This is a genomic window from Arenimonas terrae (assembly GCF_006265115.1).
Lineage (GTDB): Bacteria > Pseudomonadota > Gammaproteobacteria > Xanthomonadales > Xanthomonadaceae > Arenimonas > Arenimonas terrae.
In genome coordinates this window covers 442,432-464,497 of record NZ_SMDR01000002.1, presented here as the reverse complement: position 1 = coordinate 464,497, position 22,066 = coordinate 442,432, and the positions used below count along the sequence as shown (strand labels likewise).

22 protein-coding genes are annotated in these 22,066 nt (G+C 70.4%); 7 read left to right on the top strand and 15 right to left on the bottom strand.

What is annotated here, in order from left to right; genetic code table 11:
* Window positions 1-17: 17 nt before the first annotated feature.
* Genes E1B00_RS10895 through E1B00_RS10885 form a run of 3 tightly spaced genes read right to left on the bottom strand, consistent with a single transcriptional unit; the run spans window position 18 to window position 4,227 of the window.
* On the bottom strand, window positions 18-761 hold the full coding sequence (locus E1B00_RS10895; RefSeq protein WP_139448625.1) for a phosphoadenylyl-sulfate reductase: 744 nt from the start codon (window positions 759-761) through the stop codon (window positions 18-20).
* Window positions 758-2,446: an assimilatory sulfite reductase (NADPH) hemoprotein subunit gene (gene cysI / locus E1B00_RS10890; protein WP_139448623.1), complete on the bottom strand. Its 1,689-nt coding sequence runs from the start codon at window positions 2,444-2,446 to the stop codon at window positions 758-760. Before cysI ends, E1B00_RS10895 begins: the two co-directional genes overlap by 4 nt.
* Window positions 2,446-4,227: an assimilatory sulfite reductase (NADPH) flavoprotein subunit gene (locus tag E1B00_RS10885; RefSeq protein WP_139448622.1), complete on the bottom strand. Its 1,782-nt coding sequence runs from the start codon at window positions 4,225-4,227 to the stop codon at window positions 2,446-2,448. The genes cysI and E1B00_RS10885 overlap by 1 nt, the downstream gene beginning before the upstream one ends.
* 134 nt (window positions 4,228-4,361) lie before the next feature.
* On the opposite strand from E1B00_RS10885, the gene cysD reads away from it, so the two are divergent.
* A complete protein-coding gene (cysD, locus tag E1B00_RS10880; protein ID WP_139448620.1) occupies window positions 4,362-5,270 on the top strand; it encodes a sulfate adenylyltransferase subunit CysD in 909 nt (302 codons plus the stop codon).
* On the top strand, window positions 5,270-7,144 hold the full coding sequence (gene cysN, locus E1B00_RS10875) for a sulfate adenylyltransferase subunit CysN (protein ID WP_139448618.1): 1,875 nt from the start codon (window positions 5,270-5,272) through the stop codon (window positions 7,142-7,144). Before cysD ends, cysN begins: the two co-directional genes overlap by 1 nt.
* A 6-nt stretch (window positions 7,145-7,150) precedes the next feature.
* Here cysN and E1B00_RS10870 read toward each other — a convergent pair whose 3' ends face one another.
* The gene (locus tag E1B00_RS10870; protein ID WP_139448616.1) at window positions 7,151-8,008 is read right to left on the bottom strand and encodes an ATP-grasp domain-containing protein; all 858 of its coding nucleotides are present in this window, start codon (window positions 8,006-8,008) and stop codon (window positions 7,151-7,153) included.
* Window positions 8,009-8,013: 5 nt separating this feature from the next.
* Entirely contained in the window at window positions 8,014-9,633 is a 1,620-nt protein-coding gene (locus E1B00_RS10865) for an electron transfer flavoprotein-ubiquinone oxidoreductase (RefSeq protein WP_139448614.1), read from the bottom strand.
* Window positions 9,634-9,735: 102 nt separating this feature from the next.
* On the opposite strand from E1B00_RS10865, the gene E1B00_RS10860 reads away from it, so the two are divergent.
* The gene (locus tag E1B00_RS10860; protein WP_139448613.1) at window positions 9,736-11,082 is read left to right on the top strand and encodes an amidase; all 1,347 of its coding nucleotides are present in this window, start codon (window positions 9,736-9,738) and stop codon (window positions 11,080-11,082) included.
* 48 nt (window positions 11,083-11,130) lie between these two features.
* A complete protein-coding gene (locus tag E1B00_RS10855) occupies window positions 11,131-11,709 on the top strand; it encodes an alpha-ketoglutarate-dependent dioxygenase AlkB family protein (protein WP_139448611.1) in 579 nt (192 codons plus the stop codon).
* 75 nt (window positions 11,710-11,784) lie between these two features.
* Here the strand turns inward: E1B00_RS10855 and E1B00_RS10850 are convergent, their stop codons facing one another.
* Genes E1B00_RS10850 through E1B00_RS10830 form a run of 5 tightly spaced genes read right to left on the bottom strand, consistent with a single transcriptional unit; the run spans window position 11,785 to window position 16,149 of the window.
* Entirely contained in the window at window positions 11,785-12,423 is a 639-nt protein-coding gene (locus tag E1B00_RS10850; RefSeq protein ID WP_139448609.1) for an ABC-type transport auxiliary lipoprotein family protein, read from the bottom strand.
* Window positions 12,420-13,343 (bottom strand): MlaD family protein, encoded by a 924-nt coding sequence (locus E1B00_RS10845; RefSeq protein WP_139448607.1) that lies wholly within the window; start codon window positions 13,341-13,343, stop codon window positions 12,420-12,422. The genes E1B00_RS10850 and E1B00_RS10845 overlap by 4 nt, the downstream gene beginning before the upstream one ends.
* A 2-nt stretch (window positions 13,344-13,345) precedes the next feature.
* Window positions 13,346-14,143, bottom strand: a complete 798-nt coding sequence (locus E1B00_RS10840) for an ABC transporter ATP-binding protein (protein WP_246048674.1) — start codon at window positions 14,141-14,143, stop codon at window positions 13,346-13,348.
* On the bottom strand, window positions 14,140-15,249 hold the full coding sequence (locus E1B00_RS10835; protein ID WP_139448603.1) for an MlaE family ABC transporter permease: 1,110 nt from the start codon (window positions 15,247-15,249) through the stop codon (window positions 14,140-14,142). Before E1B00_RS10835 ends, E1B00_RS10840 begins: the two co-directional genes overlap by 4 nt.
* 15 nt (window positions 15,250-15,264) lie before the next feature.
* Window positions 15,265-16,149 (bottom strand): DMT family transporter, encoded by an 885-nt coding sequence (locus E1B00_RS10830; protein ID WP_139448601.1) that lies wholly within the window; start codon window positions 16,147-16,149, stop codon window positions 15,265-15,267.
* A gap of 174 nt (window positions 16,150-16,323) precedes the next feature.
* Here E1B00_RS10830 and E1B00_RS10825 point away from each other — a divergent pair, with 174 nt between their 5' ends.
* Entirely contained in the window at window positions 16,324-17,583 is a 1,260-nt protein-coding gene (locus E1B00_RS10825) for a threonine/serine exporter family protein (RefSeq protein ID WP_246048672.1), read from the top strand.
* 55 nt (window positions 17,584-17,638) lie between these two features.
* Here E1B00_RS10825 and E1B00_RS10820 read toward each other — a convergent pair whose 3' ends face one another.
* From E1B00_RS10820 to E1B00_RS10800, 5 genes are all read right to left on the bottom strand, one after another.
* Window positions 17,639-17,875, bottom strand: a complete 237-nt coding sequence (locus E1B00_RS10820) for a galactosyldiacylglycerol synthase (protein WP_139448597.1) — start codon at window positions 17,873-17,875, stop codon at window positions 17,639-17,641.
* A 53-nt stretch (window positions 17,876-17,928) separates the two neighbouring features.
* Window positions 17,929-18,303 (bottom strand): H-NS histone family protein, encoded by a 375-nt coding sequence (locus E1B00_RS10815; protein WP_139448595.1) that lies wholly within the window; start codon window positions 18,301-18,303, stop codon window positions 17,929-17,931.
* Between the two features lie 133 nt (window positions 18,304-18,436).
* Window positions 18,437-20,137: a proline--tRNA ligase gene (locus E1B00_RS10810; RefSeq protein WP_139448593.1), complete on the bottom strand. Its 1,701-nt coding sequence runs from the start codon at window positions 20,135-20,137 to the stop codon at window positions 18,437-18,439.
* 60 nt (window positions 20,138-20,197) lie between these two features.
* A complete protein-coding gene (locus tag E1B00_RS10805; protein ID WP_139448591.1) occupies window positions 20,198-20,509 on the bottom strand; it encodes a DUF4124 domain-containing protein in 312 nt (103 codons plus the stop codon).
* Window positions 20,510-20,516: 7 nt separating this feature from the next.
* Window positions 20,517-20,912, bottom strand: a complete 396-nt coding sequence (locus tag E1B00_RS10800) for a DUF4124 domain-containing protein (RefSeq protein WP_139448589.1) — start codon at window positions 20,910-20,912, stop codon at window positions 20,517-20,519.
* Between the two features lie 100 nt (window positions 20,913-21,012).
* Here E1B00_RS10800 and pssA point away from each other — a divergent pair, with 100 nt between their 5' ends.
* Together pssA and E1B00_RS10790 are read left to right on the top strand one after the other, a co-directional pair.
* Window positions 21,013-21,774 carry a CDP-diacylglycerol--serine O-phosphatidyltransferase gene (gene pssA, locus E1B00_RS10795; protein WP_139448586.1) on the top strand — a complete coding sequence of 254 codons (762 nt, stop codon included), beginning with the start codon at window positions 21,013-21,015 and terminating at the stop codon, window positions 21,772-21,774.
* On the top strand, window positions 21,771-22,064 hold the full coding sequence (locus E1B00_RS10790) for a hypothetical protein (RefSeq protein ID WP_139448584.1): 294 nt from the start codon (window positions 21,771-21,773) through the stop codon (window positions 22,062-22,064). Before pssA ends, E1B00_RS10790 begins: the two co-directional genes overlap by 4 nt.
* Window positions 22,065-22,066: the final 2 nt, after the last annotated feature.

Sequence of the window (22,066 nt, the reverse complement as noted above, 5' to 3'; positions counted from 1 at the left end):
CTGTTGACAGTGAGTTGCTATGCGCTGCGCGCCACCGGCTCGTCGTAGTGCAGGCCGCATTCGCGCTTGAGGCCGAAGAAGCGGGTGTCTTCCTCGCGCATGCCGGGTTGCCAGGCACGGGTGGTGTGCACGTCGCCGATCGAGACGTAGCCCTGGTCCCACAGCGGGTGGTAGGGCAGGGCGTGCTGGGTGAGGTAGCGGCCGATGTCGCGGTCGGTCCAGTCGGCCAGCGGGTGCAGTTTCCAGCGGCCGTCCTTGAGTTCGAGGAAGTCGATGTTCGCCCGCGTGCTCGTTTGGCCGCGGCGCAGGCCGGCGATCCAGGTGCGCACGCCGAGCTGCTTGAGCGCGCGCTGCATTGGTTCGACCTTGTGCACGCGGTTGTAGCGGTCGATGCCCTCGGCGCCGAGGGTTTCCAGCGAGGCGATGCTGGCCGGCGACCAGGCCTGGGCCGGGTCGGGGCGCACGATGTGCAGGTTCAGCTGCAGTCGGTGCGTCAGTTCGTCGACGAAGCCGTAGGTCTCCGGAAACAGGTAGCCGGTGTCCACCAGGATCACGGGCAGGTCGGGGCGAACGCGCGTGGCCAGGTGCAGGGCCACCGCCGATTGCGCGCCGAAGCTCGAGGACAGCGCGTGCTCACCCGACAGCGCTTCCAGCGCCCATTCGATGCGCTGCTGCGCCGTGCGCCGGGCGAGCCAGGCGTTGAGTTCCGCCAGGCCCTGCCGGGATTCGGCGGCGGCGGTGGGATCGGGGACGACGCTCATGCTTGCAGCTCCACGGGAATGCCGATGCGCGGCGTCACCACGCCGGCGCGGACAAGAAAATCGCCGAAGCCTTCGCCCACGCCGCGGTCGGCGGCGTAATCCGCGAGCAGGGGCTCGAGCGCGGCGAGGATCTCCGGTTCCGCGATGTTTTCGCGGTAAAGCGTGTTCAGGCGCTGGCCGCGGTGGTCGGCGCCGAGCATCAGGTTGTAGCGGCCGGGTGCCTTGCCCACGAGCGCGATCTCGCCCAGGTAGGGACGCGAGCAGCCGTTGGGGCAGCCGCTGATGCGCAGGCCGATGTCGGCGTCGGCCAGGCCGTGCGTGGCCAGCTGTGCTTCGAGCTTGTCGAGCAGGGCCGGCAGGTATCGTTCGGCTTCCGCCATCGCCAGGCCGCAGGTCGGCAATGCGACGCAGGCCAGGGACTTCAGGCGCAGCGGGCTGGCGCTGCGGAAACCGTCCAGGCCATGCGTGGCGACCAGTACGTCGATCTGCGCGCGCTTCGCCTCCGGCACCCCCGCGATGACGAGGTTCTGGTTCGGCGTCATGCGGAAGTCGCCTTCGTGCACCTTGGCGATTTCACGCAGGCCGGTGAGGTGCGTGCCGTGTCCGCCGTCCTGGATGCGGCCCGCCAGCAGGCGCAACGTCAGGTGCCAGCGGCCGTCCTCGCCCGCGACCCAGCCGAACCGGTCGCCGCTGTGATCGAAGGTGAAGGCCCGCGACGGCGAGAGAGCGACTCCCGCGCGGGCCTCCACCTCCGACGTGAACCAGGCAATGCCGCGGTCGTCGATCGTGTACTTCAGGCGCGCGCGTTTGCGCACCGCGCGGTTGCCGTAGTCGCGCTGCGCGGTCACCACCGCGGTGGCGACAGCGGTCACCTGGTCCGGCGTCACGAAGCCGATCACGTAGGCGAGGCGCGGATAGGTTTCCGGATCGCCGTGGGTGGCGCCCATGCCGCCGCCGACCGTGACGTTGTAGCCAGCAAGGTTGCCTTGCGGATCGGTTATCGCGATGAAGCCAAGATCCTGCGCGAACACATCCACGTCGTTCACCGGCGGAATGGCGAAACCGATCTTGAACTTGCGCGGCAGGTAGGCCTGGCCGTAGATCGGTTCCTCTTCCTCGCCGGCGCCGGCCACGCGCTCTTCGTCCAGCCAGATCTCGTAGTAAGCGCGGGTATTGGGCAGCAGGTGCTCGCTCAGCGCGGCGGCCTGCGCGTAGACGGTGGCGTGCAGGTCCGACTGCAGCGGGTTCGCCGCCACGGCGACGTTGCGGTTGACGTCGCCGCAGGCGGCCAGGGTGTCGATCAGCGCGGCATTGATCGCCTGCATGGTCGGCTTGAGCTTGCCCTTGATCACGCCATGGAACTGGAAGGCCTGGCGCGTGGTGATGCGCAGGCCGCGTTCGGCGTAGGTGGTGGCGATGGTGTCGAGCTTGAGCCACTGCTCCGGCGTCACCACGCCGCCGGGCGTGCGGGTGCGGATCATGAAGCTGTAGTCGGGCTCGAGTTTCGCCAGCCGGCGCTCTTCGCGGATGTCGCGGTCGTCCTGCTGGTAACTGCCGTGGTACTTGATCAGCACCTGGTCGTCTTCGGCCAGGGCGCCGGTGACCGGATTGGCCAGGCTCTGCAGCAACGTGCCGCGCAGGCGGCCGCTCTGCTGCTTGATGTCTTCGACCGAGTGCGCGCTCATCAGTACACGTCCCGGGCGTAGCGGCCCTGCTGCTGCAGTTGGGCCAGCCACTCGCGGGCGCCGTCGGCGTCGCGGCCGCCGTGTTCCACGGCGGTGGCGAGCAGGGCCTGTTCCACGTCGCGGCCCATCGTGGTGGCCCCGCATACATATATATATGCGCCGGACTCGATCCAGGCGAACAGCTCGGCGCCTTGTTCGCGCAGCTTGTCCTGCACGTAGACCTTGTTCTGCTGGTCGCGCGAGAACGCCAGGTCCAGCTTCGACAGCTGGCCGGCCTTGAGCGCCTGCTGCCACTCCAGCTGGTACAGGAAGTCGTGGCGGGCATGCGGGTTGCCGAACAGCAGCCAGTTGCGGCCGGACGCGCCAACCGCTGCACGCTCCTGTACGAAGCCGCGGAAGGGCGCGACGCCGGTGCCGGGGCCGATCATGATCACGTCGCGGCTGCCGTCGCGCGGCAGGCGGAAACGTTCGTTGGCTTCGATGTAGACCGGCAGGCGCGCGCCTTCTTCCGACGACGCGAGCAGGTGCGAGGCGGCGCCCCAGCGGCGGCCGCCCGGCGCATCCCAGGCCACGTGGTCGACGGTGAGGTGCGCCTCGGGGCCGACCACGGCCTGGCTGGAGGCGATCGAATACAGGCGCGGCGCCAGCGGACGCAGCGCGGCCACCAGGTCTTCGGCCGACCAGGCGGCGGGGAAGGCCTGCAGCAGGTCGATCAGCTGATGCGTGGCCAGCAGTTTGGCCAGGCCGTCGGCGTGCTCCGGCTGCAGCAGGCGCGAAAGCTCGTCGCGGCCGGCGCGTTCGGCGTGCTTCTGCAGGAACGGTCGCGCAAGCTTGGTCAGCTCGCGCTTCTCGTCCAGCCAGTGGCGCAGCGGCGCGCCGTCGACCGCCGCGTCGGCGTCGAGCGAAAGTTCGGCGAGCACGGCGTCGACCAGGGCCGGCGGATTTTTCGGCCACAGGCCCAGCGCGTCGCCGGGCTGGTAGCTCAGGCCCGAGCCTTCCAGCGAGATCTCGAGGTGGCGCACGTCCTTGCGGTTGCCGCGGCCGGTGAGGCGCTGGTTGGCCAGCAGCTCGGCGGCGTAAGGCTTTTCGCGGCTCCACGGCGACACCGCCGCGGCGGGGCGCAGCGGGGTGACGGTGGCCAGCGGCGCGTTCGACTTCAGCTCGTCGCGGGCGCCGTCGAGCGCCTTGGCCAGCCAGGGCGTGGCGACGGTCTCGACATCCAGGTCGGCTTCGCCGCGGGCGAACAGGCGCTGGGCGCCGAGTTCGGCCAGGCGCTCGTCGAGCTGGCGGCCGGTGGCGTTGAACTGCGGGTAGCTCGAATCGCCCAGGCCCAGCACGGCGAACTTCAGCGACTTGAGCTGCGGCGCGCGCTTGCCGAGCAGGTGTTCGACGAAGCCGCGGGCGTCGTCCGGCGGATCGCCGTCGCCCTGGGTGCTGATGACGACATAGAGCAGGCGTTCGTCCTTGAGCTCACGCAGCGGATAGCTGTCGGCGCGGACCAGGCGCACGGCCAGGCCCTGGGCCTCGGCCTGGCGGGCCAGGGTTTCGGCCAGGCGCTTGGCGTTCCCGGTCTGGCTGCCGTAGACGATGCTCAGCCGGGCCGAGGCCGAGACCTCGGCCGCCGCGGCAGGCCGCTGGCCCGGCCGGGCGGCGAGGCCGGCGGCATACCCGGACAGCCACCACAGGCCGGGGGCGTCCAGCCCTTCGGTCAGGCGCGCCAGCAGGTCGATCCGGTCCTCGGGCAGGGGCGGCACGGGCAGGACGGCAGGGGCGGAGGGCATCGGCGGCGGTCGGTCGGGGAGCGTGGAATCCACCCTACGCGCGGGTTTCGCGGCCCGGAAAGGAACAAGCGGCATGGCCATATGCCCGCCGCTCATTACCCGCGCGGGTGGCGGGAGCGCTTATCCTTGCCGCCATGAGTCCCGCCACCCTGTCCCACCTCGACCGTCTCGAGGCCGAGAGCCTGCACATCCTGCGCGAGGTCGCCGCCGAGTTCCGCAACCCGGTGATGCTGTATTCCGTCGGCAAGGACAGCTCGGTGCTGCTGCACCTGCTGGTGAAGGCCTTTTACCCCGCGAGGCCGCCGATCCCGCTGCTGCACGTGGACACCGGCTGGAAATTCCGCGAGATGATCGCTTTCCGCGACCGCCGCGCCGCCGAGACCGGCATCGAGCTGCGCACGCACACCAATCCCGAGGGCCGGGCCCAGGGCATCGGCCCGATCAGCCACGGCGCCACCGTGCACACCGACGTAATGAAGACCCAGGCGCTGAAACAGGCCCTGGACCTGCACCGCTTCGACGCCGCCATCGGCGGCGCCCGCCGCGACGAGGAGAAGTCGCGCGCCAAGGAGCGCATCTTCTCCTTCCGCAGCGACCAGCACCGCTGGGACCCGAAGAACCAGCGCCCCGAGCTGTGGGACCTGTACAACACCCGCATCCGCACCGGCGAGAGCGTGCGCGTGTTCCCGATCTCGAACTGGACCGAGCTCGACGTCTGGCTGTACATCTACCGCGAGAACATCCCGGTGCCTTCGCTCTACCTCGCGCAGGAGCGGCCGGTGGTCGAACGCGACGGCGCGCTGATCATGGTCGACGACGAACGTCTGCCGCTCAAGCCCGGCGAGAAGCCCGCGCTCAAGAAGGTGCGTTTCCGCACGCTGGGTTGCTACCCGCTCACCGGCGCCATCGAATCCGAGGCCGACACGCTGGAGAAGGTGATCGCCGAGATGCTGGTCGCGCGCAGCAGCGAGCGCCAGGGCCGGGTGATCGACCACGACCCGACGGCGTCCATGGAGAAGAAGAAGCAGGAGGGGTATTTCTGATGACCGCCGCTTCCGACATCCGCGCCTACCTGCGCCAGCACGAGGACAAGCCGCTGCTGCGCTTCATCACCTGCGGCAGCGTCGACGACGGCAAGTCCACCCTGATCGGCCGGCTGCTGCACGACACCAAGCTGCTGTTCGACGATCAGCTGGCCGCGCTGGAAAAGGACAGCCGGCGCCACGGCACCCAGGGCGAGGACATCGACTTCGCCCTGTTGGTGGACGGCCTGGCCGCCGAGCGCGAGCAGGGCATCACCATCGACGTCGCCTACCGCTACTTCAGCACCGACAAGCGCAAGTTCATCGTCGCTGACTGCCCGGGCCACGAGCAGTACACCCGCAACATGGCCACGGGCGCCTCCACCGCCGACCTGGCCGTGGTGCTGGTGGACGCGCGCAAGGGCCTCCTGACCCAGACGCGCCGGCACAGCTACATCTGCGCCCTGCTGGGTATCCGCCAGGTGGTGCTGGCGGTGAACAAGATGGACGCGGTGGGTTACGACCAGGCCACCTTCGAGATCATCGCCCAGGGCTACCGCACGCTGGCCGCCGAGCTGGGCATCGCCCAGGTGACGGCGATCCCGCTGTCTGCGCTCAAGGGCGACAACCTCCTGGAACGCTCCGCGGCGATGCCCTGGTATGCCGGCGCGCCGCTGCTGGAGGTGCTGGAAACCAGCCAGCCTTCGGCGCTCTCGTCCGCCGGCGGATTCCGCCTGCCGGTGCAGTGGGTGAACCGGCCGAACCAGGATTTCCGCGGCTTCGCCGGCACGCTCGTGGCCGGCAGCGTGGCGCCGGGCGACGAGGTGGTCGTGGTGCCCTCGGGCCGGCGCTCGCGCGTGCAGCGCATCGTCACCGCCGACGGCGACCTGGCGCGCGCGGTCGCCGGCCAGGCGGTCACGCTGACGCTCGCCGACGAAGTGGACGTCAGCCGCGGCGACGTGCTCGCCGCTGCCGAGGACCCGCCGCAGGCCGCCGACCAGTTCGCCGCGCACCTGCTGTGGATGGGCGAACAGCCGCTGCTGCCGGGCCGGCCCTACTGGCTCAAGATCGGCGCGCGCACCGTCACCGCCACCGTCACCGAGATCAAGCACAAGGTCGACGTGAACAGCCAGGCGCGCCTGGCCGCCAAGCACCTGGCGCTGAACGAGGTCGCCCACGTCAACCTCAGCCTCGACCAGTCGATCGCCTTCGAACCCTACGCGCGCAACCGCACGCTGGGCGGCTTCATCCTGATCGACCGCTACGACAACGCCACCGTCGCCGCCGGCACGCTCGACTTCGCGCTGCGCCGCGCCGCCAACATCCACTGGCAGCACCTGGACGTGGACAAGGCCGCACGCGCCCGCATCAAGGGCCAGCAGCCGCGCGTGCTGTGGTTCACCGGCCTGTCGGGTTCGGGCAAGTCCACCATCGCCAACCTGGTGGACAAGCGCCTGCACGCCCAGGGCCTGCACACCTTCATCCTGGACGGCGACAACGTGCGCCACGGCCTGAACAAGGACCTGGGCTTCACCGACGAGGACCGCGTCGAGAACATCCGCCGTGTCGCCGAAGTCGCGCGCCTGATGGCCGACGCCGGCCTGATCGTGCTGGTGAGCTTCATTTCGCCCTTCCGCGCCGAGCGGCGCATGGCGCGCGAGCTGTTCGCGCCGGGCGAGTTCCTGGAAGTGCACGTGGACACGCCGCTGGCCGAAGCCGAACGCCGCGACGTGAAGGGCCTCTACGCCAAGGCCCGCGCCGGCCAGATCAAGAACTTCACCGGCATCGACTCGCCCTACGAGGTGCCGGAGAACGCCGAGATCGTGCTCGACACCACGGCGCAGACGCCCGAGGCGCTGGCGGCGCAGGTCGTCGACCGGGTGCTGGGCGACTGAGCGGAATCAGCCGAGGCGGCGCGTGAGCGCCGCCACGAAACGGTCGGCGGCGCCGGGCCCGTAGGGCAGGAAGACCGAAGGTTCGGTCAGCTCCAGCTCCAGCAGCTGCGGGCCCTCGGCCGAAGGCAGCAGGTCGACGCGCGCGTACACCGGCATGCCGAACGGCAGCGCGGCCAGCACCTTCGCGGCCACCTCATGTTCGGCGGCCGAGGGCGTGCGCGATTGGATCTTCTCGCTCTGGAACAGCGCTGCGGTCGGCGCCTGCCCGCGCTTGAGCAGCGGCGCCTTGCGGATGGCGTGGCTGAACTGCCCGTCGAAGAACAGCAGGGCGGTTTCGCCCTGCTCGTCCACCGCGCGCAGGTAGGGCTGCACCAGCACGTGGCGGTCCTGGTCGAGCAGGCGCCGCGCATGCGCGATGGCGGCGCTGCGGTCGCTGCGCAGGTAGCGCTGGGCGTCGCGCGAGCCGGCGCCGACCGTGGGCTTGACCACGAATTCTTCCAGGTCGGGCAGGGACCCCGGGTCGTCGCCGGGCGCCAGGAAGTGGCTTTGAATCACCGGCACGCCGCGCGCCGCCAGTTCGCCCAGGTAGCGTTTGTCGGTGTTCCAGCGTACGACCTCGGCCGGATTCCACAGCTGCGTCTGCGCGGCGACGCGGTCGCACCAGGCCAGGAATTCCGGCAGCCGATCGATGTAGTCCCAGGTCGAGCGCAGCAGCACCGCGTCGAAGCGCGACCAGCCCACCGTCGGATCGTCCCAGGCCAGCACCTGCGCCGCGATGCCGGCCTCGGCGCAGGCTTCGCGCAGCGGCGCCATGTCCTCGTCCAGCGCGTGCGCGGCGATGGCGGTGGCGAGCGCGATCCGCATGCGGGTCAGAGGTTCTGGTAGTTCGGGCCGGCGCCGCCTTCCGGCGTCACCCAGGTGATGATCTGGTACGGGTCCTTGATGTCGCAGGTCTTGCAGTGCACGCAGTTGGCGGCGTTGATCTGCAGGCGCCGGCCGCTGGGCGCGGAGGCCTCGGCGACGATCTCGTAGACGCCGGCCGGGCAGAAGCGCTGGCAGGGGTTGCCGTATTCCTCGGCGCACTTCGTCACGCAGATGTCGGTGTTGGAGACCTTCAGGTGCACCGGCTGGTCTTCGTCGTGTTCGGTTGCGGCGAAATACACGCCGGCCAGGCGGTCGCGCGGAGCCAGGCTGCGTTCGACATAGTCGCGCTTCGGGCGTTCGGCGACATCGAGCTTCTGCAGCGAGTTCCAGTCCGGCTTGCAGCGCCAGGTCCAGGGCGAAAGCCCCATCGTCACCGTTTCCCAGCCCGAGTTGACCAGGCCGAACCACAGGCCCTTCTTGAAGCCGGGCTTGATGTTGCGGACCTTCCTGAGTTCGGCCATCGCCGGCGAGGCGCGCAGCTTGGCGTCGAAACCGGCGCTGCTCAGGCCCTGGCCCTGCGCGCCCAGGTGCTCGGCCGCCAGCATGCCGCTGCGGATCGCCTGGTGCGTGCCCTTGATCTTGGGCACGTTGAGCAGGCCGGCGGTGTCGCCGATCAGCAGCGCGCCCGGCATCTCGACCTTGGGCAGGGACTGCCAGCCGCCGGTGACGATGGCGCGCGCGCCGGCGCTCAGGATGGTGCCGCCCTCGAGCAGGGCCTTCACCGACGGATGGTTCTTCCACTGCTGGAAGGCTTCGTAGGGCTGGTAGTTCGGGTCGCGGTAGTCGAGGCCCGACACATAGCCCAGCGCGATCTGGTTGTTGTTGAGGTGGTACAGGAAGCTGCCGCCGTAGGTGTGGCTGTCGGCCGGCCAGCCCAGCGAGTGCACGATCTTGCCGGGCTTCACGCGGCCCTCGGGCACCTGCCAGAGTTCCTTGATGCCGATCGAGTAGTTCTGCGGGTCGGACTCGGCGTCGAGGCCGAACCTGCGCACCAGCTGCTTGGTCAGGTGCCCGCGCGCGCCTTCGGCCAGCACGGTGACCTTGGCCTTGATGTCGATGCCCTGGGTGTAGCCGGACTTGTGCGAACCGTCCTTGGCCACGCCCATGTCGCCGATGCGCACGCCGGCGACGGCGCCGGCCTCGTCGTACAGCAGCTCGGCTGCGGCGAAACCCGGGTAGATCTCCACGCCCAGGGCCTCGGCCTGCGGCGCCAGCCAGGCGCACATCGCGCCCAGGCTGACGATGAAGTTGCCGTGGTTGTTCATCTGCGGCGGCACGATCGGGAACTTGGTGCCGCCGGTTTTCGTGAGGAACCAGAACTCGTCCTCGGTCGCCGGCACGCAGACCGGCGGCGGATTGTCGCGCCAGCCCGGCAGCAGCGAATCCAGCGGGCCCGGTTCGATCACCGCGCCCGACAGGATGTGGGCGCCGATGGTCGAGGATTTTTCGATCACGCAGACGCTCAGCTCGGGCTTGAGCTGTTTGAGCCGGATGGCGAAGGACAGGCCGGCCGGGCCTGCGCCCACGGCCACCACGTCGTATTCCATCACGTCACGTTCGCTCATCGGGCTGGCTCCATACGCTGATGTCCGGATTGTCCCGGTTTGCCCGCAGGCGGGCAATCAAGGAAACTCGGCTGAACGCCCCCGTCACGGACCGAGCCGCGCATGACCGCCAGCCCCGACGCCCTGCGCCAGGCCCCGCTCTATCGCGTGCTGCACGCCCTGGCCAAGGGCGAGACCAGCAGCGAGGCGTTGACCGGCGCCTGCCTGGCCGCGATCGCCCGCGACGGTGGCCTGAACGCCTGGACCTGGGTGGACGCCGCCGGCGCCCTGGCCGCCGCCCGCGCCAGCGACGAGCGTCGCGCCGAGGGCAAGCCCCTGGGCCGGCTGGACGGCGTGCCGCTGGCGGTCAACGACAACTTCGACATCGCCGGCATGCCGACCGGCCTGGGCCTGCCCGGCCATCCCGGCCTGGCCGAACAGGACGCGCACGCGGTGCGGCGCCTGCGCGGCGCCGGCGCGGTGTTCCTGGGCAAGACCGCGATCGACGAGGCCGCGTTCGGCACCGTCGGCCGCAACCCGCACCACGGCGACGTGCGCAACCCGGTGCTGCCCGACCGCGCCGCCGGCGGCGCTTCGGCCGGCGCCGCCGCCGCGGTGGCCGCGGGCCATGCGATCGCCGCGCTCGGCTCCGACACGCTGGGGGCCGCGCGCATTCCCGCCGCCTTCTGCGGGCTGGTCGCGCACAAGCCGACCTTTGGCGAGATCAGCTGCCGCGGCATGGCGATCGGCCTGCGCCGGCTCGACTGCGCCGGCCTGATCACCCGCACCGTGCAGGACGCCGGGCTGCTGCTGCCGGTGCTGGCCGGCTACGACGCCGGCGACCCGCGCTCGCGCAAACGCCGCGTGCCGCTGTCGCCGCCGGACTGGGTGCCGGGCGAACTCAAGGCCGGCGTCGTCGCCGACCTGTCCGCGCTGGGCGTGGACGCGACCGTGGTCGAGAACTTCAGCGCCGTGATGGCGCGGGTGGCGCCGGTGTTCGGCAGCGCCCTGCCGGTGGCCCTGGAAGTGGCGCCGCTGGAAGTGGCCGCGACCCGCCGCGCCGCGCTGCTGCTGATGGAAGCGGAAATCCTGGCCGCGCACGAACACCGCCTCGACGGCGCCTCGACCCGCCTGCGCTGGCTGCTCGACTTCGCCCAGCGCAAGACCGCCACCGACTACGCGCGTGCGGCCCAGCGCCTGGACGACCACGTGATCATGGTGCGGCGCCTGTTCGAGCAGTACGACGTGCTGCTGCTGCCGACCGTCGCCGCGCCGCCGCCGGCCTTCGGCGCCGACGAACCGGCGAACCTGGCCGACCTCACCGCGCTGGCCTCGCTGGCCGGCTGCCCCGCGCTGAGCCTGCCGCTGCCGGGCGGCCTGGGCCTGCAGCTGGTCGGTGCGCCGGGCAGCGACCTGCGCCTGCTGGAGCTGGGGCAGATCCTCGCGTCGGTCGCCGATACCGGCGAATGAGGCGCGGTCGAACGAGGAACTAGTTCCTTTTCACTAGTTCCCCACCGAATGCACCCCTACACCATCCCCGACGCCGACCTGCGCTTCGACCCGCAGTGGCTGCCGCGCGCGGAAGCCGATGCGCTGCTCGATCGGCTGATGGACGAGATCCGCTGGGAGACGCACCGCATCCGCATGTTCGGGCGCGAGGTGGATTCGCCGCGGCGCAGCTGCTGGATCGGCGATCCGGGCGCGAGCTACGTGTATTCGCGCACGCGTTTCGAGCCGCGGCCGTGGCCGCCGGGTCTGGCGGCGATCCGCGCGCGCATCGATGAAGCCGCCGGCGTGGCGATGAACAGCGTGCTCGCCAACCTCTACCGCGATGGCCGGGACGCGATGGGCTGGCACAGCGACGACGAGCCCGAGCTCGGGCCGCGGCCGGTGATCGCGTCGCTGAGCCTCGGCGGCACGCGGCGCTTCGCCTTCAAGCACCGGCACGACGCGACCCGGAAGTTCGCGCTCGACCTGCCGCACGGCAGCCTGCTGGTGATGGCCGGCGACACCCAGGCGAACTGGCGGCACGCCTTGCCGCGCACGGCGCGGGCGGTGGCGCCGCGGCTGAATCTCACCTTCCGGCGAATCGTCTGAGAGCAGGAAATAGGAAGTAGTGAATAGGAAGTAGAGAAAGCAGTGCGCGCACCCGCCCTTGCTTTCCTCTACTTCCTACTTCCTCCCCTCTACTTCCTCGCTCTTCGCTGCGCGCTCGCCTTCGACCAAGGTCCAACCCACCACCTCGGTGCCCAAGCCCGACATTGCCTGGCCGAAGGCCGAGACCATGCTGTCGAGGTCGGTGGCGGCGCCAGGCACGGCCTGGCGGAAACGTTTGGTCGCCACCACGCCGCGGCCGCCGCGCAGGCGGTATAGGCTGGCCTGGGCTTCGATCACCGCTGCGGGTTTGTCGCCGGTGTAGACCGTCTCGAAGGCGCGCACTTCCAGCAGCAGGCCGAAGTCGCCGCGGTTGCCGCCGCCGAAGCGGCCGACCGCAGGAATCTTGCCGGAGTCCTCGAAGCCCTCGATCAGCGCGGTCTGCAGCATGTCGGGCGCGTTGTCGGCCCACATCGCGCCCTTGTAGGCCTGGAAGCGGTCGGGCGTGGGGCGCACGGCGATGCGCGGCGAGTCGAGCATCTGGTTGGCGGCCTGCACACCGACGGCCAGCGACCAGTCCACCGCGGGCCAGGCCGGATCGGCGGTGATCGCCGTCGCCGGCGCATACACTTTCACTTCGGTCTTGGGGCCGCCGATCGCGGCGCAGCCGCCGATCAGCAGCATCGCGCCGGCCACCAGCAGGGACACTCGGCTCATGGTTCGAACTCCTCGGGTTGTTCGCGGCCCAGCAGCACGCCGGCGGGGTTGCCTTCCACGCGTTCGACCAGGCCGTTGAGGTCGCGGATCAGCGAGCGCAGCTGGCGCAGGGTCGGGCCTACCTGGGCCAGGCCATCCTGGCTGAAGTCGGCGAAGGCCTCGCGGTTGTCGGTCAGGATCGCGTCCGCGGAGCTGCTGGCGGTCTCGAGCTTGGACAGGGTGCGGTCGAGCTTGGCGACCAGCTCGGGCAGCTCCTGCACCAGGCCCTGGTCGAGGTTGTTGATGGTGCGGTCGGCGCTGGCCAGGGTCTGGTCGAGTTTTTCGCTGGCGGCGCGGGCGTTGCGGATCAGCGCGGCGATCTCCTCGCGCTCGCCCGAGATCGAGCCGGTGATCTGGTCGAGCTGGTCGAGCGTGCGGGTGACGCGCGCCACGTTGTCGTCGCTGAGCAGCTGGTTGACACGGTCGACGATCTCGCTGGCGGTGGCGGCGATGTTCTGCAGCGCCGAGGGCTCGCTCGGGATCAGGGCCACGCGTTGGCCCTCGCGCGGCTCCAGCGCCGGGCTGCCGGGGCTGCCGCCGGTGAGCTGGATGATCGCCACGCCGGTCAGGCCGGTGAGCGCGAGCTTGGCGCGGGTGTCGGTCTTCACCGGCGTGTCGGCCGACAGGCGGATGCGCGCGACGACCTTGCGCGGGTCATCCTTCATCAGCGACAGCTTGCGCACGGCGCCGACGCTGATGCCCGAATACAGCACCTGGCTGCCGACGCTCAGGCCGGTCACCGCCTCCTGGAAGACCACGTCGTATTCCTGAAAGCTCTTTTCGGTCGTGTACTTGGCCGCCCACAGGGCGAACAGCACGGCGCAGACGAAGATGGCCAGGGTGAAGGCGCCGATCAGCACATGGTTGGCACGGGTTTCCATGCTCAAGCCTCCTTTGGTTTTGCGGCCTGCGCGGCGCGTCCGCGCGGGCCGTGGAAATACTCCTGCACCCAGGGATGGTCGAAACGCTCGACCTCCGGCAGCGGCGCCGCGACCAGCACGCGGCGGTCGGCGAGCACGGCGACGCGGTCGCAGATGCTGTACAGGGTGTCGAGGTCGTGGGTGATCAGGAAGACGGTCAGGCCGAGCGCCCGCTGCAGCGTGCGGATCAGCTCGTCGAAGGCGGCGGCGCCGATCGGGTCGAGGCCGGCCGTGGGTTCGTCCAGGAACAGCAGGGCCGGGTCGAGCGCCAGCGCGCGGGCGATGCCGGCGCGCTTGCGCATGCCGCCCGAGAGCTGCGAGGGCAGTTTGCCGCCGGCGTCCTCGCCCAGGCCGGACATGCGGATCTTGAGCATGGCCAGGTCGTGCACCATGTCCGGCGGCAGCCCGGGGTAGTGTTCCTTCAGCGGCACCGAGACGTTTTCCGCGACGGTGAGTGAAGAAAACAGCGCGCCGCCCTGGAACAGCACGCCGGTGTTGCGCTGGATCAGGCCGGTGTCGCGCGCGGCGTCCGACAGCGCGTCCACGCCCAGCACCTCGATCTCGCCGCCCTGCGGCGTGCGCAGGCCCAGGATCGCCCGCATCAGCACCGACTTGCCGGTGCCCGAACCGCCGACCACGCCGATGATCTCGCCGCGGCGCACCTCCAGGTCCAGGTCCTGGTGCACGACCTGGTCGCCGAAGGCGTTGACCAGGCTGCGGACGCGGATCGCCGGCGCCTGCTCGTCGATGGCGGCGCTCACCAGTCCATCTCCAGGAAGAACAGCGCCGCGAAGGCGTCGATCAGGATCACCAGCGAGATCGTCTGCACCACCGCCGAGGTCGTGCGTTCGCCGACCGACTGCGCCGTGCCCTGGGTCTGGAAACCTTCCAGGCAGCCGATGAGGGCGATCACCGCCGCGAAGATCGGCGCCTTCGAGATGCCGACCCAGAAGTGCCGCACCGACAGGGTGTCGTGCAGGCGGGTGATGAACATCTCCGGCGTCATGTCCAGGCTGCCGATGCTCACCGCCATGCCGCCGACGATGCCCGAGACCATGGCCAGGAAGGTCAGCAGCGGCAGCATCACCAGCAGGGCGAACAGCCGCGGCAGCACCAGCAGCTCGATCGGGTCCAGGCCCAGGGTGCGGATGGCGTCGATTTCCTCGCCGCTCTGCATCGCGCCGATCTGGGCGGTGAAGGCGCTGGCGGTGCGGCCGGCCAGCAGGATGGCGGTGAGCAGCACGGCGAACTCGCGCAGGAAGGCGATGCCGACCAGTTCGACCACGAAGATCTCGGCGCCGAAGTCGCGCAGCACGGTCGCGCCAAGGAAGGCGATCACCGCGCCGACCATGAAGCTAAGCAGCATCACCAGCGGCACCGCGTCCAGGCCGACCTGCTCCATGTGGTGCACGGTGGGCGTCAGGCGCAGGCGCGAGGGCTGGGCGATCGCCTTCAACACGGTGGTCAGGGTCAGGCCCAGGAAGCCGACCAGGGCCAGCACCTCGCGGGTCACGTCCTCGGTGGCGTAACCCATGCGCGCCAGCATGTCGCGGAAGCCGAAGCCCTTGCGGCGCACGCGGCGGGGGTTCTCGCAGATCGCCTGCACGGTCCGGGTCAGCGGTTCGTACTGCGGCTGCACTTCGACCGTGGACAGGCCCAGGCCGACCTTCACCGCATAGCGAGACAGCATCATCGCGCCGGCCGAATCGAGCCGGGTGATGTCGCGGCCGTCGATGTCGACCGCCGAGTCCGGCGCGCGCTCGAGCAGGGCCAGCATCGCGTCAGCGTTCGCCAGGGTCCAGTCGCCGCTGGCGACCAGGATGCCCGGGTGGGTGCGGCTGTCTTCGATGCTGGGGCGTTCGCTCATCGTGCAGGTGAGGTCCTAGGGAAGCAGCATGACCACCACGCCCGTCAGGGTCAGGGCCACGCCGGCCAGGCCGCGCCGGGTCAGCGGTTCCTTCAGCCAGAACGCGGCCAGGACCAGGATGAAGACCGAGGCGGTTTCGTTGAGGATAGCCGCGACCGAGGCCTGGGTGTACTTGTAGCCGGCCAGCCACAGGATCATCGCCAGGAACTGGCCCACGAACGCCGCCAGGACCAGCCGCCGCCAGGGCATGGCTTCGGTGGGCGGGTGCAGCAGGGCCAGCTGCCGGGTCAGGGCTGCGACCAGGACCATGCCGGCCAGCGCGCCGACCATGCGCACGCCGGTCACCCACAGCAGCGGCTGGGCTTCGAGCACGCGCTTGACCATCACGATCGCGATGGCCATCAGGCCCACCGACAGCAGGCCCAGGGCCAGGCCACGGAACAGGTGCGCGGGCTTCGCGCCGGGTGCGGCCTTGGGCCAGGCCGCCACCAGCACACCGATGCTGACCAGCACGAAGCCGCCCAGCTGGGTCGCGCTCAGCCGCTCGTCCAGGACCAGGTAACCGAGCACGATCACGAAGGGGCTGTAGAAGTTTCCCAGCACGCCCATGCGGCCCGCGCCGAGCTCGTTGAGCGCGCGGAAATACAGGGTGTCGGCGATGCCGATGCCGATCGCGCCGCTGGCCAGGGCCAGGCCGATCTGCAGCGCGCTGAACGAGGGCAGGGTGGTGCCGTGCAGCAGCACGATGGCCGGCAGCAGCATCAGCAGCACCAGGCCGTTTTTCAGGAAGTTGAGCTGCAGCGGCGGCAGCCGCGCGCCGAGCTGGCGGTAGAGGATCACACCGACCGCCCAGGCCAGGGCGCTCAGCAGGGAGCACAGTTCGCCGAGGCCCAGGTGCATGGGAAGGAGGTCCGAGGGGCAGGATCGCCCGACATGATACCGGCACCGAGCCCCCGGCCTTCGCGGCACGGGCCTTGCCGCCGGCTGCGGGCAAGCCCGTCATCGCGCGCGCGATCAAGATCGGCGCGGCGGCGCGTTTTTGATTGCCTACCGCGTATGCCATCCTTCCCGCCCATGACCGCCCCCACGCCTGCGTCCCCGTCCACCTATGAAGCGCGCACCAACTTCGTGGTCGAGCTGTCGACCCGGCTGCACGCCTACGGCACGACGGCGCAGCGCCTGGAGGGCGCGATCAAGGGCGTCGCGCACCGCATGGGCCTGGACTGCGAGGTCTGGTCCAACCCGACCGGCCTGATCCTGAGCTTTGCCGATCCTGTGCGCGGCGCGCACAACGGCATCACCCGCGTGCTGCGGCTCGAGCCCGGCGAGCAGAACCTGGGCCGGCTCGCCGCCACCGACGCCATCGCCGAGGACGTGCTGGCGGGGAGGCTGGATCCGGCCGACGGCCTGATCGCGCTCAAGGCGCTCGACCGTCCGGCCAGCCGCCGCAATCAGGCGCTGGCGGCGCTGAGTTTTGGCCTCTCGGCCGGTTCGGTGGCGGCACTGCTGGGCGCGGGCTGGGCCGATGTCGCAACCGCCGCGGTGATCGGCCTGGTCACCGGCGTGCTGTACGTGCTGGCCGCGGGCCGTCCGCGCCTCGCCGAGGCGCTGGAGGCGATCGCGGCCCTGGTGGCGACCCTGCTCGCCGCCGCGGTCGCCACCTTCATCGAGCCACTGTCGCTCAAGACGGTGATCGTCGCCTCGCTGATCGTGCTGATGCCGGGCCTGATGCTGACCAATGCGGTCAGCGAACTGTCGAGCCAGCAGCTGGTGTCGGGCACCACGCGTTTCGCCGGTGCGCTGATGATCCTGATGAAGCTCACCTTCGGCACCGTCGCGGCGATGCAGCTGGTGACCATCCTGGGCTGGCAGCCGCAGGAGGCGGTGCCGCAGCCCCTGGCGCCGCTGGCCGAACTGGCCGCGCTGGCGGTGGCGGCGTTCGCGTTCGCGGTGCTGTTCCAGGCGGCGCGGCGCGACTACCCGTTGGTGATGGCTTCGGTGCTGCTCGGTTACGCGCTCACGCGCCTGGGCGGGGAATGGCTGGGGCTGGGCTCGGGCAATTTCGCCGGCGGCGCCTTCTTCGCCGGCGTGGGCGTGGCGGCGATCAGCAATGCCTACGGCCGCTGGGCCAACCGCCCCGGCGCGCTGATCCGGGTGCCGGGCATCATCCTGCTGGTGCCCGGCAGCGTCGGTTTCCGCAGCCTGAACTTCGTGATGGAGCGCGACGTCTTCCTGGGCCTGGACACGGCCTTCGCCCTGCTGTCGGCCCTGATCGCCCTGGTGGCGGGCCTGCTGTTCGGCAACCTGCTGGTGCCCTCCCGCCGCAACCTTTGAAATCCGGGGTCAGAGTGCATTTATCCAGATAAATGCACTCTGACCCCGGATTTTTTCAGGGGCGGGACCAGACGATGTCGATGCCGTCGGTGCCGGCGATGGCCTTGCGAAGCAGCGCGCAGAGGTCGGGCGAGGCGCCGGCCTCCTCGATGATCTGCACCGTCTGTTCGTCGATGAAGTAGTCGCGGTCGGTCGAGGACTCTTCCTCGAACTGGTCCAGCAGCACCTGCAGGTCGGCCTCGCTGATGCTGCCGAGGGTGGCGCCGCTGTCCTTGAGTCGAAGCGTGATCATGCGTGGCTCCTGCGGGCGGGGGGGAACGGCGCGCGGGGCGCCGCCGGGGCGGACTACTTGATCAGGAAGTCTTCGAGCTTCTTGCCCTTGGCCAGTTCGGCCGAAAGCCACTTGGGCGCCATGCCGCGGCCGGCCCAGGTCTTGGAGGCGTCGCCCGGATGGCGGTATTTCGGCGCGACCTTGACGCCCTTCTGCGTGGATTTCTTGGCCGGGGCCTTCTTCGCCGCGACGCCGGCCTTCTCGCGCACCAGACGCGCGGTGCCGAACAGCTCGTCCACGGTGTAACCCTCGGCGCGCGCCATCGACACCAGCTTCTGCCGCACGGCGGCCACCGGCTTGCGCTTGGCGAGCGTCTTCTTGCGCTGGCTGGCCTTGGCGATCAGGGCCTGGAGTTCCTTGGCCGAGAGGCCGTCGAGATTGATCGTCATGGGAAGGACCTCGGTTCGGTGGGCAGCGCCGGCGCGCCGGTTGCGGCCGATGTTAGCCGCATCGGCGGGCGCCGACAAAACGAAGCCCGGCAGGGGCCGGGCTTCGGGGGTCGGAACCTGGCGGGATGGCGGGTCAGCCGATGCCCAGGCGCTTCCAGAGTGCGGCCTTGTCCAGGTTCTCGCTGTCGGCGGCACGGCGGGCGCGGTACTCGAAGGTGCCCGACTCCAGGCCGCGGCCCGACACCACCACGCGGTGCGGGATGCCGACCAGCTCGATGTCGCCGAACATCACCCCCGGGCGCAGGCCGCGGTCGTCGATGACCACGTCCAGGCCGGCCTGCTGCAGCTCGCCGTAGAGGGCGTCGGCGGCTTCGACCACGGCCGGGTCGTTCTTGGGATTGATGATGCAGACGGCGACCTGCCAAGGCGCCATCGGCGCCGGCCAGCAGATGCCGTTGGCGTCGAAGTTCTGCTCGATCGCGGCGGCGACGATGCGCGAGACGCCGATGCCGTAGCAGCCCATGTGCATCACCTGGGCCTTGCCCTCGGCGTCGAGCACGGTGGCCTTGAGCGCCTCGGCGTACTTCTGGCCGAGCTGGAACACGTGGCCCACCTCGATGCCGCGGGCGATGCGCAGCGTGCCGCGGCCGTCGGGCGACGGATCGCCCTCGACCGCATTGCGGATGTCGGCCACCACGGCCGGCTCGGGCAGGTCGCGGCCCCAGTTCACGCCCGTGAGGTGGTAACCCTTGCGGTTGGCGCCGACCACGAAGTCGGCCATCGCGGCCACGCTGCGGTCGGCGATCACGGTGATGGGCCTGGCCGGCAGCACCGGGCCCAGGAAACCGGGCTCGCTGCCCAGGTAGGCCTGGATCTCGGCCTCGGTGGCCAGGCGGTAGTCGGCCAGGCCGGCGAGCTTGGCCAGCTTGATCTCGTTGACCACGTGGTCGCCGCGCACCAGGGCCAGCACGAAGCCGGCCTCGGCCATGATCGCCACCGACTTCACGGTGCGCTGCAGCGGGATGTCGAGCAGCTTGGCCACCTCCTCGCAGGTGCGCTGCCAGGGCGTCTCGACTTCGCGCATGGCCTCGCTGCCGGCCAGGCGCGGGCCAGGCGACACGGCCTCGGCCATCTCGACGTTGGCGGCGTAGTCGCTGCCGTCGGAGAACGCGATCGCGTCCTCGCCCGAATCGGCCAGCACGTGGAATTCGTGCGAGGCGCTGCCGCCGATGGCGCCGGTGTCGGCGTTGACCGCGCGGAACTTCAGGCCCAGGCGGGTGAAGATGCGCGCATAGGCGTCGTACATCGCCTGGTAGGTCTGGCGCAGGCTCTCGGCGCCGAGGTGGAAGGAGTAGGCGTCCTTCATCAGGAATTCGCGCGCGCGCATCACTCCGAAGCGCGGGCGGATCTCGTCGCGGAACTTGGTCTGGATCTGGTAGAAGTTCACCGGCAGCTGCTTGTAGCTGCGCAGCTCGTTGCGCGCGAAGTCGGTGACCACTTCCTCGTGGGTGGGGCCGTAGCAGAACTCGCCGTCCTTGCGGTCCTTGATCTTGAGCAGCTGGCCGCCGAACTTCTGCCAGCGGCCGGTCTCTTCCCACAGCTCGCGCGGCTGGATCGACGGCATCAGCATCTCGATGGCGCCGGCGCGGTTCATCTCCTCGCGCACCACGCCCTCGACCTTGCGCAGCACGCGCAGGCCCAGCGGGCTCCAGGTGTAGAGACCGGCGGCCAGCTTGCGGATCATGCCGGCGCGCAGCATCAGCTGGTGGCTGACCACCTCGGCGTCGGCGGGGGTTTCCTTGCTGGTGTTGAGGTGGAACTGGGAAAGGCGCATCGAGGGGACCGGCCGCGGAAAGGGTCGGCCATTGTAGCGGCTGCGTTCCCGAGCGGCGGCTCAGTCGGCCGGCGCGGCCTCGGGCTCCGGCTCGGGGGCCGGGCCGCTCATCGAAACCACGTTCTGGTCGTCGCGCAGCGTGACCACCTCATAGGGCCGGCCCGCGGGCGGGCGGTCGGTGATGTGCAGGGTGCCGGCGTCGTCGCGCCAGCGGTACAGCGTGGGCGCGGGTGCTGCCGGGTCGGCTGCGGCGGGCGGGGTGCGGGTGCCCGTCGCGCCGGGCGGCCCGGCGGCCCGGTCGCGCCACATGGACCAGCCGCCTATCGCGGCCCCGACGGCCAGGCCGGCGACGATGGCCCAGGCCAGGCGCATCGTGGGATCAGCCCTCCGGGGCGGGGGCGCAGAACGCGGTCATCTGGCGCTGGGCCAGATCCTTCTCGCTGGCGATTTCCTCGGGGGTGAGGTCCTCGGGCTTGCCGTCGCCGTCCTTGTCGCGCTGCAGGCGCTTGCCCGAGTTGAGCACGCCGAGGTGGGCGGTGGCGTTCGCGCAGGCGGTTTCGGTGTCGGATTTGGGTTTTTCCTCGGCCGTCGCGGCGACCGGGGCATCGGGGCTCCGGCCGTCCACCTGCTGGGTTTCGGAGCCGGTGGTTTCGACCTGGGAATAGACGGTGTTGCCGTTGGCGTCCGTGGTCTTGTAGACCGTGGTCTTGTCGGCGGACGCGAGGCCCGGCAGCAGGACGGCAGCCAGGGCGATCAACAGGGTCGGGCGGTTCATGGCGGGCTCCGGGAAAGCGGTGGGCCCGTGATACCACCACCGTCCCCGACCCGCAAGGCGCAGGCTATGGGCAGCTACGGCGAGCCGCTACACTGCGCCCATGGAACCCCACGACGACACGCCCACCGCCCGCAGCCGCGGCATTTACCTGCTGCCTAACCTGCTGACGACGGGCGGCCTGTTCGCGGGCTTCTACGCGATCCTGGCCGCCGCGAGCGGCAACTTCGAGAACGCCTGCATCGCGGTGTTCGTCGCCGGCCTGTTCGACGGCGTCGACGGCCGGGTCGCGCGCATGACCGGCACCACCAGCGACTTCGGCGTGCAATACGACTCGCTGGCCGACCTGGTCAGCTTCGGCATGGCGCCGTCCCTGGTGATGTACCACTGGGCCCTGGTCGGCTTCCGCGCCGACGGCCCGGTGCTGGCCAAGGTCGGTTGGGCCGCCGCCTTCCTGTACGCCGCCTGCGCGGCGCTGCGGCTGGCTCGCTTCAACACCCAGGTGGGCTCGGTGGACAAACGCTGGTTCATCGGCCTGGCGAGCCCGGCGGCGGCTGCCCTGGTGGTGTCCTTCGTCTGGGCGATGACCACCTTCGGTTACAGCGGCCAGGGCCTGCGCTGGCTGGCCCTGGTGGTCACCGTCACCGCCGGCCTGCTGATGGTGAGCCGGATCAAGTACTACAGCTTCAAGGGCTTCCCCAAGGGCGAGCGCGTGCCGTTCTTCGTGCTGGCGCTGATCGTGCTGGTCATCGCCGGGCTGTTCATCGCACAGGCCAAGGGGCTGTTCGCGATCGCGCTGCTCTATGCGCTGTCGGGGCCGGTGTACTGGGTATGGACGCGGGTGCACCGCAAGCCGGCCGCATGAGCTGGAGTCCGCAGCAGCAGGCGATGCTGTCGGCGATGGGCTATACGCTCTATCGCGAAGCCGGCGCGCTGCCGGTGGCGTCCGCCGCGCTGCCTGCGAACGTTCCCCAGGGGCCGCTTCCTGCGCCCGGCAACGCCGGCGCGGGGGAGCGCCTGATGCAGGCATTGCGCCGCGCCGCCGGCGGCCGCGACCTGTCCGGTCTGGCGTTGCCGCCGCTGGAAACCCTGCGTTCGGACGCCACGGCCAAGCGCCGCCTCTGGCCGGTGCTGCGGGCGCTGCGCCGCCGCTGAGG